The sequence below is a fragment of the Paraburkholderia atlantica genome, assembly GCF_009362785.1.
GTDB classification, from domain to species: domain Bacteria; phylum Pseudomonadota; class Gammaproteobacteria; order Burkholderiales; family Burkholderiaceae; genus Paraburkholderia; species Paraburkholderia atlantica.
Window position 1 is genome coordinate 176,595 of sequence record NZ_WHNQ01000001.1, and the last position, 17,015, is coordinate 193,609.

A 17,015-nucleotide genomic window follows, 5' to 3' on the forward strand; every position below is an offset into this window, starting at 1 on the left:
AAAAACAAATGGCCGCAGCGCGAGGCTGCGGCCATCTGGTAGCGGTTAAAGAGGCTTAACTCACGTCACATTCATCGCCAATGCACTCTCACGATAGTGCTGGCTCGCCTTGTCGGTGTCTCCAAGCTGCTCGTGCAGACGCGCGAGCGCGCGATGCGAGCGGATCTTCAGCGTCTCGTTGTCGGCGAGCTTCAGCGCGCGTTCGAGGAACGACTGCGCCTTGCCCCACAACTGCTGATGCAGGCACAGACGCCCCAGCGCAAACATCAGGTCCGCGTCTTCCGGCCGATCCTTCTGCCACGCCTCGGCCTTCTGGATCAGCGGCAACGCATCGCCGGCGGCCGTATCCGGATAGCGGCGCAACAGGCGCGCATCCCAGTTCTGCGCAAGCGCTTCCTCGACGATCTTGCGCGCCTCCTGCGGACGGTTCAGCGCGACCAGCAGTTCGGCGGCGGTATCGGCGAGACGCGGCGAATGACGCTCGGTCGCCGACAGCGAACTCCACAATTCGAGCAGCGCGTCCGCGTTGTGGCGACGATCGCGCAGCAGATTCTCCGCCGCCAGCTGACGCAGCCGCACCGCGACCGCCGGATGGATCGCCTCGCGCTTCTCCAGCGTCTTCACGAGCTTCAGCACTTCGCCCCAGTTCTTCAACTGCTGCTGCGCGCGCAGCATGATCTGCTGCGCGTGGATCCGCCGTGCGCCCTGCGATTGCATCTCGGTCAGCGCATGGAGCGCGCCGTCGGCGTCGCGGCCATCGGCGCGCATGTCGGCGGTGGCCATCAGGCGTGCGTCCTGCCACTCGGCTTCGTCGATCTGCGCGAGCCATTCGTCGCGCCGCCCGTACTCATGCATGCGATGCGCGGCGGTCGCCGCGATCAAACCGGCCGCGCCCTTGTTGTCGCCATTCGTGAGCGCGTCCTTGGCGGCCTTTTCCGCGCGCGAGAAACGTCCCGCGTACAGGTTGCCGATCGCGTCGCGCAACGCCGCGTGCGCCTTCGCGACCCGCGCGCGCGCCCGGTACGCGGCGACGCGCTGCGGCATGCGCCAGATATTGCGGATGATGCGCAACAGCGCGTAGAGCAGGATGAACAGCACCACCAGCCCGACGATGAACAGATTCAGCGACATGTCGACGCGATACGGCGGATAGATCAGCAGCACCTGCCCCGCGTCGAAGCGCCCGCCCACCGCGAGCATGACCGCGACGGCGAACAGCGCCGCGAGCCACAGAAGTCCCCGGATCGCCATGATTAACCCCGGTTCCGGTATTGATTGACGGCCTGCAGGCTCGTGTCGAGGTTCGGCAGCTCGACCGCGGCCGAACCGGCGTCCACCTGCTTGACCAGATCGATGACCATCTGCGTGTCTTTCGACGACGTGTCGAAGTAGCGCGTCAACGCGGACTGCGCCGCCTGCAGGTCGGACTTCAGCGTGGTCTGGTTGCGCGACAGCAGCGCGAGACGCGCCGACAGCAGACGCAGCTTCAGGTTCTGGCGCACGAAGTAGCCTTGATCCGGCGAGACCAGCATCGCATCGGCGTTATCGATACGGCGCACCTGCACGAGGCTCGACAGCTGTTCGCCGATGCCGTGCGTGATCTCGTCGATCCACACTTCCCAGCGCGGCTTGCCGGTGGCCGCTGCGACCTTCGCGGTGTCGGCCCGCGTGGCCGCGTGCGGCGTGGCACGCGGAATCGGCGCTTCACCCGACAGCGGCAGGCCGCTCACGTGATCGATCGCGTTGTCGAGTTTGATGGCCAGGCCAGTCAGATCGGTGGACGGTGCCGCCTTCAGTTTGTCGATATCTTGCGCGATGGCCTTGCGCACCGCGACCGCTTGCGGACTGTCGGATGCCGCGAGGCGCGTATCGGCGCTTTGCAACGCGAACAGCGCGAGCTGCGTATTGCCGGTCAGCTGCAACTGCTGGCTCGCCGCCGACAGCATTTGCCCGACCTCGGCGAGGGTCCAGTCGTCCCGATTGCGCGCGAGATCCGCGTACTGCTGTTGCAGCGCCTGCTGCGCGGCCTGCGCATCGGCGAGCTTGCCTTCGAGCTGCGCAACCTGCGAGTCAGATTGATGCACGGTGGCGAGCGCCTGGTCGATCTTGATGCGCAGCTCGTTGGTCTGCGTGTCGTTGGCCTGCTGACGCTGCGCGAGCTCCTGCTCGGTGCGCACCAGCTTGCGGTTCATCGCGAAGCCGCCCACGCCCACCGCGCACGCGATGACCACGATGACAAACCACAGCAGCGGTCCGCTCGTGCTGCGGCGCTTTTGCGCTTCGTACGGCGTGAAGGGTTGGTTCGGCGACAAGGGAGCGCTTGCCGGCGGCTGAGGTGAGGCGTTCGTGGATGCGTTCGTTTCAGTCATGCGTGATTGAGCCGGGTTGGACGATACCGGTTGGACGACGGGAGGCACGGCGGCCGCGGCCACGAGGGCTCGGACTATGCGTTCGTCGCCCGCGCCGGACACCGTAATCCTATCAAAACCCAATGCCCGCGCGGTCTGCGCGATGCGGGGATGCGGCGTGACGAGCGGCGCGTGTTTGAGCTGCTCGATCTCGCCGGCGGTCAGGTGTTCGTGTGCGAGTTCCTGCAGATTGCGTACGCCTTCGGAGCTGGTCAGAAGCCATGCGTGCGGCGCGCCCGCGAGCAGTTCGTGCACGCGCGCCCAGGCGCCGATCGACGGCTCCGGCACGATGCGCCGGTACGCAGCGACCGTGTCGACTTCGGCGCCAGCTTCACGCAGGCGCTCGCTCAGCCATTCGCGGCCGCCGTCGCCGCGCACGATCAGCACGCGCTTGCCTTCGAGGCCCGCGGCGCCGAATTGCGCCTCGATCGCGGCAAACAGGCCCTCGGAGTCGAAGCTCGTCGATTCGTCGTCGGCGCCGGCCGCGGGGCTGATCACGCGATGCTCCGGCGCGCTGACGCCGTGGCGCGCGAGCGCATGCACGCTGCCCGGGCCGACCACGCCGACCGGCAGCGCGTGCGGCCAGATATCGTGATGGCGCGCGAACGCGTGATCGACCGCGTTCGGCGACACGAACACGACCAGCGCATAACGTTCGAGCGACGCGAGCGCGGCGCACAACGGCGCGTCGTCGATGACGGGCGCGATGTCGATCAGCGGGAAATCGAGCGACGCGAGTCCGGCTGCTTCGAGCTGTTCGACGAGCTCGCTCGACTGGCCGGCCGGCCGGGTGATCACGACCGTGAACGGCGCCTTCTCCGGCGTGCCGGCGGCCATCACTCGCTGGCCGCCGCGCCGGGCGCGGCAGCGGGACCGCTGGCGGTACTGAGCGCGCGGACGATCTCGAGTGCGCCTTGCTGCGCGAGCGACTGCGCCACTTCCTCGCCGAGCGCGAGCGCGCGTTCGACGGTGGGCGCAGGCGCCGACGCCTGCGCGCTCAGCACGCGCTGGCCGTCCGGCGTCGCGACGATGCCGCGCAGATGCAGTGCGCCGTCGCCCCAGGTTGCGTAGGCGGCGAGCGGCACCTCGCAGCTGCCGCCGAGCGCGCGCGACACCATGCGCTCTGCCTCGACGGCTGCCGCCGTGTGCTGATGATGCAGCGGCGCGAGCCATGCGGCGAGGTCCGCGCGATCGGCGCGAATCTCGATGCCGAGCGCGCCTTGTCCCGCCGCGGGCAGACTATCCTCGGGATCGAGCAGCGCGCGGATACGATCGGCGAGACCGAGACGCTTCAGCCCGGCCGCGGCCAGAATGATCGCCGCGTAGTCGCCGCGATCGAGCTTGGCGAGTCGGGTATCGAGATTGCCGCGCAACGGCCGCACGTCGAGATGCGGATAGCGCATGCGCAGCATCGCCTCGCGCCGCAGACTCGAGGTGCCGACCACGGCACCGGCCGGCAGCGCGGCGAGCGAGTCGTACTGATTGGATACGAGCGCGTCGCGCGGGTCCTCGCGCTCCATGATGGTGGTCAGCGCGAAACCGGCGGGCAACTCCATCGGCACGTCTTTCAGCGAATGCACCGCGAGGTCGGCGCGGCCATCGGCGAGCGCGGCTTCGAGCTCTTTGACGAAGAGCCCCTTGCCACCCACCTTCGACAGCGTGCGATCGAGAATCTGATCACCGCGTGTGGTCATTCCGAGGATTTTTACGTCACAAGATGGATATAATTTGTGCAGCGCACATCGCACGTGCTCGGCTTGCCACATGGCAAGGCGGCTCTCTCGCGACGCAATCACAAGCGTGTGGGGTGGCGTGGAAAACGTCTCGGTGTTCATTAGCTTGCGGCTTGATGTCGGGATGGAATAACAATCAATGTTAGCACGCGCCCTTATTTGTGCCCTTGGCTTGCAAGGCACCGCGGGGCGCCGTGCGGAAGCGGTATCGACGGAGGAGACGGGCTTCGCGCCGCGCGCGAAAGCCCCATTCAGCGTTGCCACGCACGGTCGTTCGCGCACCACGCGGCGGCATGCGGGATGATGCAATGCGGCGAACATGCTGCGGCAATGCGTGCCGCGCGTTCAGTCTCTTCGCGGGCTGGCAGCCCGTGGCTCCCCTCTCCCTCGTCGGCGTCGCGCGATCGGCAGCGCTTGCGTCGTTTCTCGCAGGCGGTGCGGCGAGCGCGGCTCGCTTCGTAGTGGGTCGAGCAATCGCCGTTTGCAGTCGCCGTCTCGTCTCTGTTGCAGTCGCATTAGCAGTCTGTCTTGTAGTCCGTTGCGCAGTCCCTGTTGCACGCAGTTCACGTTGTATTGCTGGTTGCAGTTCCGCAGTCGCAGTTCATCAATCAACAGACCCTGGCTTTCCCGAGGAAACTCATCGTGACGTCTTCCGGATCGGCGCGCCCCGCCCGCCGCAACACTGCCTCGCCCACCGCTCGCCCGGCCGACGCCGCGGCGCCCGACGTCCTGTCCGACGCTGCCGCGCACGGCAGATCGTCGAGCGTCGCCGACCAGCGCGCGAAGCGCCGCGCCATCGCCGCGCAAGCCGCCAAGGCCTCGAAGGCCTCGCAAACCTCAGTGCCCGTCAAGCAGGACAAGGCGCAAAAGGCACCGAAAGCCGGCAAGGCCGAAAAAGCCGCGACTTCGGCCACCGCCAGCAAACCGGCCAAGGTCAAGATCAAGGTCGACGGCGACGCAACGCCCCCACGCGCCGCGAAAGCGGAAAAGCTCGAAGCCATGCCGCAGGCTGAGTCCGCCACCGCCCCCGCCGTCAAGAACGGCGGCCGCACGCGCGAGGACAAGGACCACCCGCTGTTCCAGGACATCCGCTATCTCGGCCGCCTCCTCGGCGACGTGCTGCGCGAGCAGGAAGGCGACGCCGTGTTCGACGTCGTCGAAACGATCCGGCAGAACGCCGTGCGCTTCCGTCGCGAGGACGACAGCGCCGCCGCGCAGACGCTCGACAAAAAGCTGCGCTCGCTGACGCCCGAGCAGACGGTCAGCGTCGTGCGCGCGTTCAGCTACTTTTCTCATCTCGCGAACATCGCCGAGGACCGTCACCGCAACCGTCGTCACCGCATTCACGCGCTCGCGGGCTCGGCCTCGCAGCCGGGCACGATCGCCCATGCACTCGAGCGGCTCGTCGCGGCCGGTGCCGCCGCGACGCCGGTGCTGCAGCGGTTTTTCGACGACGCGCTGATCATGCCGGTGCTGACCGCGCACCCGACCGAGGTGCAGCGCAAGAGCATTCTCGACGCGCAGCACGACATCGCGCGTCTGCTCGCCGAGCGCGACCAGCCGCTGACGAACCGCGAGCGCGCGCACAACGAAGCGATGCTGCGCGCACGCGTCACGTCGCTGTGGCAAACGCGGATGCTGCGCGACGCGCGTCTGACGGTCGCCGACGAAATCGAGAACGCGCTGTCGTATTACCGCAGCACCTTCCTCGAAGAACTGCCGGCGCTTTACGCCGATATCGAGGAAGCGCTGAAGGAGCACGGCCTCGAAGCGCGCCTGCCGCCGTTCTTCCAGATGGGCAGCTGGATCGGCGGGGATCGCGACGGCAATCCGAACGTCACCGCCGAAACGCTCGAAAACGCGATCACGCGTCAGGCCGCGGTGATCTTCGAGCATTACCTGGTGCAGGTGCACAAGCTCGGCGAGGAGCTGTCGATGTCGAATGTGCTCGTCGGCGTGAGCGATGCGCTCAATGAACTCGCGGACATCTCGCCCGACCACTCGCCGCATCGCACCGACGAGCCGTATCGTCGCGCGCTGATCGGCATCTACACGCGGCTCGCGGCGAGCGCGCGCGTGCGTCTCGGCGAAGGCAGCGTGCCGCTGCGCAGCGCCGGCCGCGGCGTCGCGCCGATTCGCGCAACCCCCTATGACGACGCCGCCGACTTCGTGCGCGACCTGCACGTGTTGATCGACTCGCTGGCCGAGCATCACGGCGCGCCGCTCGCCGCGCCGCGTCTCGCGCCGCTCGCGCGCGCGGCCGAAGTGTTCGGCTTCCATCTCGCGAGCATCGATCTGCGGCAAAGCTCCGACATCCACGAAGCGGTGATCGCCGAGCTGCTCAAGCGCGCCGGTGTCGAGGACGACTACGCGGGGTTGTCGGAAGCGGACAAGCTCAAAGTGCTGCTCGCCGAGCTCGCGCAACCGCGCGCGCTGCGCGTGCCCTACGCTGAGTACTCCGACCTCGTGAAGAGCGAGCTCGCGGTGCTCGAGGAAGCCCGCATCACGCGCGAAAAATTCGGCGCGCGCGCGGTGCGCAATTACATCATTTCGCATACGGAGACCGTCAGCGATCTGGTCGAGGTGATGCTGCTGCAGAAGGAAACCGGCCTGTTGCTCGGACATCTGGGCGACGAGCACGACCCCGCGCGGGCGGGCCTAATGGTGATCCCGCTGTTCGAGACGATCCCCGATCTGCGCAACGCGCCGCACATCATGCGCGACCTGATCGCGCTGCCGGGCATCGACGCGCTGATCGAACATCAGGGCAACGAGCAGGAAGTGATGCTCGGCTACTCGGACAGCAACAAGGACGGCGGCTTCCTGACGTCGAACTGGGAGCTGTATCGCGCGGAGCTGGCGCTCGTGTCGCTGTTCAACGAGCGCGGCGTGACACTGCGTCTGTTCCATGGACGCGGCGGCACCGTCGGCCGCGGCGGCGGCCCGACCTACCAGGCGATCCTGTCGCAGCCGCCGGGCACCGTCGCCGGTCAGATCCGTTTGACCGAGCAGGGCGAGGTGATTGCGAGCAAGTTCGCGAATCCGGAAATCGGCCGGCGCAATCTGGAAACCGTCGTGGCCGCGACGCTCGAAGCGTCGCTGCTGCCGCACGACCACACGTTGGCCGAGCTGCCCGTGTACGAGGAAACGATGCAGCAGCTGTCCGATACGGCGATGGCCGCGTATCGCGCGCTCGTCTACGAAACGCCGGGCTTCAAGGAGTATTTCTTCGAGTCGACGCCGATCGCGGAGATCGCCGAGCTGAACATCGGCAGCCGCCCCGCTTCGCGCAAGCTGCAGGACCCGAAGCAGCGCAAGATCGAGGATCTGCGCGCCATTCCGTGGGGCTTCTCGTGGGGCCAATGCCGGCTGCTGCTGACCGGCTGGTACGGTTTCGGCAGCGCGGTCACCGAGCATCTGGACAGCGCGCCGTCCGACGCCGAACGCGCGCGCCGTCTCGCGCTGCTGAAGAAGATGCACAAAAGCTGGCCGTTCTTTGCGAACCTGATGTCGAACATGGACATGGTCATCGCGAAGACCGACCTCGCGGTCGCGTCGCGTTACGCCGCGCTCGTGACCGACAAGAAGCTGCGCAAGCACGTGTTCGAGCGCATCGTTGCCGAGTGGGAACGCACGTCGAAGGTGTTGTCGGAGATCACCGGCAAGAGCGAGCGGCTCGCCGAAAATCCGCTGCTCGCGCGTTCGATCAAGAACCGCTTCCCATACCTCGATCCGCTCAATCACCTGCAGGTCGAATTGCTCAAACGCTATCGCGCGGGCGACACGAATGCGCGCGTGCGGCGCGGCATTCATTTGTGCATCAACGGGATCGCGGCGGGGTTGCGCAATACCGGTTGAGGCTGGCGTTGAAGAAAGCAAAAGCCGGGTGTGGCCAACGCAGGCCACACCCGGCTTTTTTCATTGCGCGTCGAGATGCCGAACAACGCGTCGCGCGAATCCAGCCGCTACAATAGAGCCCGCCATGTACCAGTACAAGTTCGGCAATTATTCTGGTATCTCTATTACTCCCCTCCACGCGCAGCCGATAGCATGACGACGCCGTCCTCCGCCGATCACCCGCCGCCGCTCGACGCCACGCCAGCCCGCGCGCTCGGCGACTTCATCCGTGCCCATCGCGAGCGGCTGTCACCGCAGGCGGTCGGTCTGCCGCCGGGGCCGCGCCGCCGCACGCCCGGTCTGCGGCGCGAGGAAGTCGCGCAGTTGTGCGGCGTGAGCCCGACCTGGTACACGTGGATCGAGCAGGGCCGGCCGGTGTCCGCTTCCGCCGATGCGCTCGCGCGCATCGCGGTCGCGTTGCAGCTGTCGCGCGCCGAGCGCGCGTATCTGTTCGAACTGGCCGCGCAACGCGATCCGGCCGAGCCCGACCCCGCCGCCGCCGATGCGCCCGCCACGCTGCTGCAAACCGTGCAACTGATCGACACGCCGGCCTATGTGCTCGACCGGCAGTGGAATGCGCTCGCGTGGAACGAGCGCGCGGCCGATCTGTTCGTCGGCTGGCTCGACGGCGCGTACGACCGCAACCTGCTGCGCTACACATTCACCGAGCCGGCCGCGCGCGCGTTGATCGTCGACTGGGAAACGCGCGCGCGGAGGCTTGCCGCCGAATTCCGCGCCGACTCGATCCGCCATCTGAACGATGCGCCCACGCGCGGGCTGATCGATTCGCTGTCGGGTGCGAGCGACGAGTTCGCGCGCTACTGGGCCTCACAGGACGTCGGCGGGCGCGAAGGGGGCAGGCGCGAGTTCAACCATCCGCGCGACGGCCGCATCGTTTATGACCAGATCACGTTCAAGCCCGCGCATCGCGAAGATCTGAAGCTGGTGGTGCTGGTGCGCGAATAGGCTCGCGAATGGGGCCGCGAATGGGTCCGCGTTAGGCGGCAGCGCCTTGGCCGCCGTCGCCCGGTGTTAAAATCTTCGTCTTTCTCCGCTGCGGTGGCGCTTTTGCACGACTCGCGCACTCGCGCCGCCAGCCTCTTCACCGCTCGTTTTTACCGCCCAACACCATGACGTCCCAACTGCACAAAAAAGGCGAAGCCTGGTCGGCTCGCTTCTCGGAGCCGATGTCGGAGCTCGTCAAACGCTACACGTCGTCGGTCTTCTTCGACAAGCGTCTGGCGTTCGTCGACATCGAAGGGTCGCTCGCGCACGCGTCGATGCTCGCCGCGCAGAAGATCATTTCCGCCGACGACCTCGCCGCGATCCAGCGCGGCATGGCGCAGATCAAGGGTGAAATCGAGCGCGGCGAGTTCGAATGGCAGCTCGATCTCGAAGACGTGCACCTGAACATCGAAGCGCGTCTGACCGCGCTGATCGGCGACGCCGGCAAGCGCCTGCACACCGGCCGCTCACGCAACGACCAGGTCGCGACCGACATTCGGCTGTGGCTGCGTGGCGAGATCGACCGCATCGGCGAACTGCTGACCGGGTTGCGCGTCGCGCTGCTCGAAATCGCCGAGAAGAACGCCGCGACCATCATGCCGGGCTTCACGCACCTGCAGGTCGCGCAGCCGGTCACGTTCGGCCACCATCTGCTCGCCTACGTCGAGATGTTCTCGCGCGACGCCGAGCGCATGGTCGACTGCCGCAAGCGCGTGAACCGTCTGCCGCTCGGCGCGGCCGCGCTCGCCGGCACCAGCTATCCGATCGACCGTCACGCCGTCGCGAAGACGCTCGGCTTCGACGGCATCTGCGCGAATTCGCTGGATGCGGTTTCCGACCGCGACTTCGCGATCGAATTCACGGCCGCCTCGGCGCTCGTGATGACGCACGTGTCGCGCTTCTCCGAAGAACTGGTGCTGTGGATGAGCCCGCGCGTCGGCTTCATCGATCTGGCCGACCGTTTCTGCACCGGCTCGTCGATCATGCCGCAGAAGAAGAACCCGGACGTGCCCGAACTCGCGCGCGGCAAGACCGGCCGCGTGAACGGTCATCTGATGGCGCTGCTCACGCTGATGAAGGGCCAGCCGCTCGCGTACAACAAGGACAACCAGGAAGACAAGGAGCCGCTGTTCGACACCGTCGATACGGTCGCCGACACGCTGCGCATTTTCGCTGAAATGGTCGCCGGCATCACGGTCAAGCCGCAGGCGATGCGCGAGGCCGCGCTGCAAGGCTTCTCGACCGCGACGGACCTCGCCGACTATCTGGTCAAGCGCGGCCTGCCGTTCCGCGACGCGCACGAAGCCGTCGCGCTCGCGGTGCGCGTGTGCGCCGATCGCGGCTGCGATCTCGCGGACCTGACGCTCGACGAAATGCGCAGCGAGTTGCCGAACGTCGCGCATCTGATCGGCGACGACGTGTTCTCGTATCTGACGCTGGAGGGCTCGGTGGCGAGCCGTAATCATCCGGGCGGCACCGCGCCCGAGCAGGTACTGGCCGCGGTGAAAGCGGCGCGTACGGCGTTGAAGTAATCGGTGATTGGGCCGCGTCGTGAGCCTTGGCTCGCGGCGTGGCTGGTTGAACCGAGATCGAAAAAGGCGAACCCTTTCGGCGGGCTCGCCTTTTTTATTGCCGCGTGTGATCGGCGAATCGCAGGCAAAAGAAAGCCCGCCAGAAGCGGGCCGAAAAGACTTCCACCGATGCCTCAGCATGAGGCCACCAGAGTGTAGGCGGGTTTCGCTCGCCGACCAACGCGCGCACATTTCCGGCCATTACATCGGCAAGCAAAGCGCCCCGTCGGAGCACGCGCAATGACATCCAGCGGGCGAACGCCAATTGAATCCCGGCGGTTTTTGACTACCATTCAATCAGGTTCTCCTCGCGGTTGGTCGACGATGCTCTCGCGCACTTCTCCCCCTCCTGTTCCCCGTGTGGCCCAGCACTTCTTCATCGCGGCACGCAGACATCGGCTGTTGCTCGCCGTGCTCGGCGGCCTCGCCGTGGCCGGTTGCACGATCACTCCTCTGACGCGGCACGAAACCGTCAGCACACCGGTGGCCGCGATCAACAGCGCGACGCTCGATCAATATCGCGACGCGGTCGCACGACGAATCGTCGAACGCAATCCGTCGTATGTGCTCCAGGGCAGACCTCAGCCGATGCTGCGCTCGCTGGTGGTGGTGTCGTTCACGGTCGATCGTGATGGACGCATCGTCCAGTCGTCGGTGTATCGCACCAACGGCGACGACGAAGCCGAAAGCACCGCGCTCGCGTCGCTGCGCCGCTCGGCGCCGCTGCCGCTTCCGCCCGGCAAGCTGCTGAACGGGCGGGGCCAGCTCGAGCTATTCGAAGACTGGCTGTTCAACGACAACGGCAAGTTCCAGCTGCGCGAGCTCGCCTCGCCGCAAGCGGAAACGTACGACTGAGCGCGGTTGGCGCGTGCGCCGACACGCGCCATCACGCGCATCACCGCATCGGGCGGGCCACGCGTGACCTGCTCGAGTCATGGCGCATCGCTCTTAACGCACCCCTCGTTGCCGCTCGAGCTTACGTCGCCATTGCTGCGCGACGAGCGCGCTCGCTATAATTTTCGGATTCCCCGCGCCGGAGCCTTCCGGCATGGCTCACGCCGCCCGCACACCCGCCGGCGCGGCGCATGAGCCGACTGCAGTGCCGCGACGCCACCCGCGTGCGGCGCCCAAACCTATACCTCAACGAGGATGCCGCCCTTGCGCGCGCCGCCTGTCTGCGAAGCAAGGCTCAGCGCGCCGCGGCCCCACGACAATTGGAGACCCCTGCATGTCCACTTCGCCGATTTCCGCGGCTCAGCCCGCAAGCGGGCAAAACAGTAGCGCGCGGATCATCTTCGCGAGCTTCATCGGCACCGCGATCGAGTTCTACGATTTCTATGTCTACGCGACCGCCGCGGCGCTCGTGATCGGACCGGTGTTCTTCCCGCACGGCTCGGCCACCGCGCAAGCGCTGTCGGCGTTCGTCACGTTCGGCATCGCGTTCGTCGCGCGACCGATCGGCTCGTTCCTGTTCGGCCACTTCGGCGACCGTATCGGCCGTAAGTCAACTTTGGTCGCGTCGCTGCTCGTGATGGGCGTGTCGACCACGCTGATCGGCTTCGTGCCGGGCTACGACGCGATCGGCAGCCTCGCGCCGATCCTGCTGTGCGTGCTGCGTTTCGGCCAGGGTATCGGCCTCGGCGGCGAATGGGGCGGCGCCGCGCTGCTCGCCACCGAAAACGCGCCGGCCGGCAAACGCGGCTGGTTCGGCATGTTCCCGCAGCTTGGACCGTCGATCGGCTTTCTCGCATCCAACGGCCTGTTCTTCGCGCTCTCGATGTCGCTGTCCGACGAGCAGTTCCGTAGCTGGGGCTGGCGCGTGCCGTTCCTCGTCAGCTCGGTGCTGGTCGCGCTCGGCCTGTATGTGCGGCTGAAGATCGCCGAGACGCCCGCGTTCCAGGCAGCGATCGAGCGCAAGGAACGCGTGCGCGTGCCGATCGCGACGCTGTTCTCGCAGCACTGGGTGCCGACCGTGCTCGGCGCGCTCGCGATGGTGGTCTGCTACACGCTGTTCTACAACGCGACGACGTTCTCGCTGTCGTATGGCGTCGGCTCGCTGCATATTCCGCGGCAGACGTTCCTCGGCCTGCTGTGCATCGCGGTCGTGTTCATGGCAATCGCGACGCCGCTGTCGGCCCGCGCGAGCGACCGCTTCGGGCGCAAGCCGGTGCTGATCGTCGGCATCATCGCGGCGATCCTGTCGGGCTTCACGATGGCGCCGCTGCTCGGCAGCGGCGAGCCGTTGCTGGTGCTGCTGTTCCTCGTGATCCAGCTGTTCCTGATGGGCGTGACTTTCGCGCCGATGGGCGCGCTGCTGCCGGAGCTGTTTCCGACCAATGTGCGCTATACGGGCGCCGGTGTCGCATACAACCTCGGCGGGATTCTCGGTGCGTCGGTCGCGCCGTATATCGCGCAGGTGCTTGCCGCGCATGGCGGCTTGCCGTGGGTCGGCGCGTACGTGTCGGTCGCGGCGGCCGTGAGCCTTGTCGGCGTGCTGTGCATGCGCGAAACGCGCAATGCGAGTCTGATGAAGTGATGCAATGCGAATCGACGCATCCACGCTTGCGTCGATTCGCGTTTGCCGAAGTTCGACCGATGTCACACGCGCGCAGTTGTTACGCGACTTCGGCAGTATGCAGCGGGCATTATTGCCTCGCCGTTTCCGCTCGGCGGTCCGGGTAAATCCCCCGCCTTGCGCGTCTTTTTGACTTGCCTATACTCCCTGACATAACCCTATAAAAACCAGGGAGACTCGCATGAACGTCCATCTTCACAATGCCGATATCGTGATGATCATCGCGCTGGCCTTGCTCGGCTCGCTATTGCTCGCGCTGCGCTTCCGCCCGGCGTCATGGAAATCCATCGTCGTCGAAGCGCTGGCCGCGAACGCCGCGGCCATTGCCGCGGTGGTCGCATTCGAAATGCTGGTCGCCTGAGGTCAGTGGCTTCGGCCCGAGCGCGGCTTAGCGATAGTAGCCGTGATGGTAGTAGCCACCGCCGCCGTAGTAGTAGCCCGGCGCCGGCGCGATGACGCAGCCGCCGAGCGCCGACGCAAGCAGTGCGCCGGCCACGAGAGTCAGGATCAAGCGTTTCATGTTGTTCTCCATCGAGTCAGATTGATTCGAGCGCAAACCCCGAATGACCCGATTGGACACGATGCGCGCTGCGCCGAGCGTTGCCATTTGTAAGGGAAGATCACCGGGCTGTTACAGGATCGGCGCGCCGGATCGGCCCGGTCGATCGACACGCCCCGCTGTCACCTGATCACGCCGCCAGGGCGGAAAACACCGCCTATACTCCGTTGAGTGCACCGTCGCGATAGAAGCCTTGCTGGCCGCACCAGCGTCGCCGCAACGGAACGGTTCAACGCGCGCCGCGCGAGGCTCGATGTACCGCGACCTACCGGTTGGCCGCCTTCGCGTGCGCGCATCGGACGCCGCGGTGTCCAACGAAAAGCGACAGTTTTAACAGACGTGTAATCGATTCCTCTCCGCCCGCTGTTCCCCGACACGGGCGTTCTTTGAGGCGCGACGATGCAGTCCCCGCCCGTAAGGGTGGACTACGCGTCGCGCCTCTTTTTCTTTTGCGCAAACGATTGCGCGATCGCGAGAACGAACTCAGGCGGCGGCCGATCCCTGCTGCATCCCGAGCACCGGCTCTGCCGCGTATACATAGTCGATCGCTTCGAGTGCCGCGCTGATGGGCGGCACCGAGCGACCGTCGCCGATCGAAGTAGAGCGATACGGCGTCTCGACGCCGCAATGCGACGGCGACGTCGCGACGAAGATCATCACGGTGCGCTTCTGCAGCGCATGCGCGAGATGCACGAAGCCCGTATCGGTACCGACCACGAGCGCGCACGCGTCGATCATCTGCGCGACTTCGGTCACGCTCATTGGCGGCAACACCGTCGCGCCCGGTACCTGTGCGCAGATCTGCCCGGCTTCGGCGAGCTCGCCGTCCGAACCCCACGGCAGAACCACACGAAAACCGCGCTCGCTCAACTCGCGCCCAACAGCCACCCAATGCGTGAGCGGCCATTTTTTGTCGGCTTTCGAGGTGGCATGAAACAGCGCCGCGACAGGCGCGTCCTGCGTCGCGAACGGCTGCGGGACGGCGTCGGGTAGCTGCAGGTCGTAGATGGGTGGCCCTTCGACTTCGTAGCCGAGCGCCTCGCTGGCGCTGATGCGCATGCCGTGCCACGCGCTGCCTTGCGGGCGTGGCCCGAAACGTCCGGTATAGGCGAACGCGGCGCCTCGCTCGCCCAGATCCTGAGATTGATAGCCGATGCGCCGCGACGAGCGCGCGAGGAATGCGATGATCGCGCTCTTGTAGACGCCGTGAATGTCGATGATGTAGTCGTAGTGATACGCGCGCAGCTCGCCGATCGATGCCAGGATCGCCTTCAGATCGCTCCAGCGACGCGCCTTCTTGAAGCGGCGCAGCGGCGCGCACAGCACGCGATCGACGCCCTGGCTCCACTGCACGACTTGCGCAAATGCTTCGTCCGCCGCCCAATCCACCTGAACACCAGGAAATGCGCGTTTGATATCGGCGACGACTGGCAACGCCTGCACGATATCGCCTAGTGAAGTGACCTTGACGATTAGGATTCGCTTCATTGAGGGTCCCTTCGTTTTCCGAAGTGGAAACTATTCTAGCTGACGTTTTTACCGCTCCCTCGCCAAATGGGCATCGCGCTGTCCGGTTCTCGATACGGCGAATGACAACAAAAGGTCTGCGCCTGACGATCCAGCGTAGTTCATTTTTTCAAAAGTCTTTCACGCGTTCTGGTCGGTCCCGCACGTTTTATACTTTGGCCTTTGCACTAATCCAATTCATGTCCCGGCCCTTCCCTTCCCGTTCGCACGCTGTCATGCGTCGCGCGAAACGCCTGTGGCGGCAATACGGCATCTTCTGGCTCGGTGCCATCGGCGTCGGTCTGGTCGCGGTGCTCTATGCGCGCCTGATCGACTGGGGCTATGACGCGTTTCTCGATCTCCGGCAGCGGCATCCGTGGGCACCGCTCGTGATCACACCCGCGGTCGCGGCACTCGCGGTCTGGCTCACCCGCAAGTTCTTTCGTGGCTCCGAGGGCAGCGGCATCCCGCAGGTGATCGCGACGCTGCACACGAAGCAGCGCGGGTACGGCGCGAGGCTGCTATCGCTGCGAATTCTGCTCGGCAAGATCGGCGTATCTTTTATCGCGATTCTCGGCGGCTTGACGATCGGCCGTGAAGGACCGACCGTGCAGGTGGGCGCCGCGCTGATGTTCAATCTGCGCCGCTTCTATCCGCGCTCGAATGCACAGATAGAACGTCAGCTCGCGTTGGCGGGCGCGGCAGCGGGTCTATCGGCGGCGTTCAATACACCGCTCGCGGGCGTCGTGTTCGCAATCGAGGAATTGACGCGCAGCTTCGAGGCGCGCACGAGCGGTGTGCTGATCACGGCGATCGTCGTTGCGGGGGTTGTCGCGCTGGGCTTGAACGGCAACTACACGTATTTCGGCACGATCAGGATTGGCGCGCATTTCCCCGATCTGCTGGCCGTCGCGGTGGTGCTCACCGCGATCGTCACGGGAATCGCGGGCGGCATCTTCGGCTGGCTGCTGCTCAATACCGCGCGCTGGATTCCGGCGCCGCTGCGCCGGTTGCACGGCGAGCGGCCGGTCGTGTTCGCCGCGCTGTGCGGCTTCGCAATCGCCGTGGTCGGCGTGATTGCGGGCGGCACGACGTTCGGCAGCGGCTATACCGAAGCGCGTGGCCTGCTCGAGGGACACGGGCAGTTGTCGGTGTTCTATCCGTTCCTGAAGATGATCGCGATGGTTGGCTCGTACCTGCCGGGCATTCCGGGCGGCATCTTCGCGCCGTCGCTGTCGATCGGCGCGGGCTTCGGCAATCTGCTGCACATCGTGTTCGGTTCGATGCAGTTGCCGATGCTGATCGCGCTCGCGATGGTCGGTTACCTGGCCGCGGTCACGCAGTCGCCGATCACGTCGTTCGTGATCGTGATGGAGATGATCGACGGCCACGCGCTCGTGATTTCGCTGATGGCCACCGCGTTGATCGCGAGCCGCGTATCGCGCCTGTTCGCACCGCCGCTCTATGAGTCGCTCGCCGAGCGCTACATGGCGCCGCTGCCGCAACCGGCGCCCGCGCCGGTGCCGGAAGTGCCCGAGGCCGAGGTGCCGGAAGCGGAAAGCGTCGACGGCGAGCCGCCCGCAGGTGATAGCGGAGACGACCTCACGACGGATACGTCCGGCTCGCCGCGTCAGTAGACGACCACGCGCGGCGCATGCACATACAGCGGCCGCGCGAGCACGACGACGCAGCCGGCCAGCATCACCGCCAGCGCGGCGAGCACGAGCAGATTCTTTGTCATTCGCATCTTCTCCACGGTCA

The 17,015-nt window shown here is 66.1% G+C and carries 12 protein-coding genes; 7 read left to right on the forward strand and 5 right to left on the reverse strand.

Features of this window, described 5'->3' with window-relative positions; translation table 11 throughout:
* Nucleotides 1-60: 60 nt before the first annotated feature.
* From GCT19_RS00800 to hemC, 3 genes are read right to left on the reverse strand one after another with little or no spacing between them, the layout of a single operon-like run.
* Nucleotides 61-1,251, reverse strand: a complete 1,191-nt coding sequence (locus GCT19_RS00800) for a heme biosynthesis protein HemY (RefSeq protein WP_018431650.1) — start codon at nt 1,249-1,251, stop codon at nt 61-63.
* 2 nt (nt 1,252-1,253) lie between these two features.
* Complete coding sequence (hemDX, locus tag GCT19_RS00805; protein WP_152850773.1) at nt 1,254-3,245, reverse strand: fused uroporphyrinogen-III synthase HemD/membrane protein HemX; 1,992 nt, start codon at nt 3,243-3,245, stop codon at nt 1,254-1,256.
* Nucleotides 3,245-4,243 carry a hydroxymethylbilane synthase gene (gene hemC / locus GCT19_RS00810; RefSeq protein ID WP_152850774.1) on the reverse strand — a complete coding sequence of 333 codons (999 nt, stop codon included), beginning with the start codon at nt 4,241-4,243 and terminating at the stop codon, nt 3,245-3,247. Before hemC ends, hemDX begins: the two co-directional genes overlap by 1 nt.
* Before the next feature lie 540 nt (nt 4,244-4,783).
* Between hemC and ppc the strand changes: the two genes are divergently transcribed.
* The 6 genes from ppc (at nt 4,784) to GCT19_RS00840 (ending at nt 13,550) form a co-directional block, all read left to right on the forward strand.
* Nucleotides 4,784-7,999, forward strand: a complete 3,216-nt coding sequence (ppc, locus tag GCT19_RS00815; RefSeq protein WP_321576729.1) for a phosphoenolpyruvate carboxylase — start codon at nt 4,784-4,786, stop codon at nt 7,997-7,999.
* Between the two features lie 192 nt (nt 8,000-8,191).
* Complete coding sequence (locus GCT19_RS00820) at nt 8,192-9,004, forward strand: helix-turn-helix transcriptional regulator (protein WP_013088758.1); 813 nt, start codon at nt 8,192-8,194, stop codon at nt 9,002-9,004.
* Nucleotides 9,005-9,168: 164 nt separating this feature from the next.
* Nucleotides 9,169-10,575 (forward strand): argininosuccinate lyase, encoded by a 1,407-nt coding sequence (gene argH / locus GCT19_RS00825; protein ID WP_026227955.1) that lies wholly within the window; start codon nt 9,169-9,171, stop codon nt 10,573-10,575.
* Nucleotides 10,576-10,938: 363 nt separating this feature from the next.
* Nucleotides 10,939-11,469 carry an energy transducer TonB gene (locus tag GCT19_RS00830; RefSeq protein WP_026227956.1) on the forward strand — a complete coding sequence of 177 codons (531 nt, stop codon included), beginning with the start codon at nt 10,939-10,941 and terminating at the stop codon, nt 11,467-11,469.
* A gap of 373 nt (nt 11,470-11,842) precedes the next feature.
* Nucleotides 11,843-13,150 (forward strand): MFS transporter, encoded by a 1,308-nt coding sequence (locus GCT19_RS00835; protein ID WP_013088755.1) that lies wholly within the window; start codon nt 11,843-11,845, stop codon nt 13,148-13,150.
* Nucleotides 13,151-13,370: 220 nt separating this feature from the next.
* The gene (locus GCT19_RS00840; protein ID WP_013088754.1) at nt 13,371-13,550 is read left to right on the forward strand and encodes a hypothetical protein; all 180 of its coding nucleotides are present in this window, start codon (nt 13,371-13,373) and stop codon (nt 13,548-13,550) included.
* Between the two features lie 27 nt (nt 13,551-13,577).
* Here GCT19_RS00840 and GCT19_RS44315 read toward each other — a convergent pair whose 3' ends face one another.
* Together GCT19_RS44315 and waaC are read right to left on the reverse strand one after the other, a co-directional pair.
* A complete protein-coding gene (locus GCT19_RS44315; RefSeq protein WP_013088753.1) occupies nt 13,578-13,709 on the reverse strand; it encodes a hypothetical protein in 132 nt (43 codons plus the stop codon).
* A gap of 522 nt (nt 13,710-14,231) precedes the next feature.
* Nucleotides 14,232-15,236: a lipopolysaccharide heptosyltransferase I gene (gene waaC, locus GCT19_RS00845; protein WP_152850775.1), complete on the reverse strand. Its 1,005-nt coding sequence runs from the start codon at nt 15,234-15,236 to the stop codon at nt 14,232-14,234.
* A gap of 254 nt (nt 15,237-15,490) precedes the next feature.
* Between waaC and GCT19_RS00850 the strand changes: the two genes are divergently transcribed.
* The gene (locus tag GCT19_RS00850) at nt 15,491-16,891 is read left to right on the forward strand and encodes a chloride channel protein (protein WP_193727357.1); all 1,401 of its coding nucleotides are present in this window, start codon (nt 15,491-15,493) and stop codon (nt 16,889-16,891) included.
* Nucleotides 16,892-17,015 lie beyond the last annotated feature (124 nt).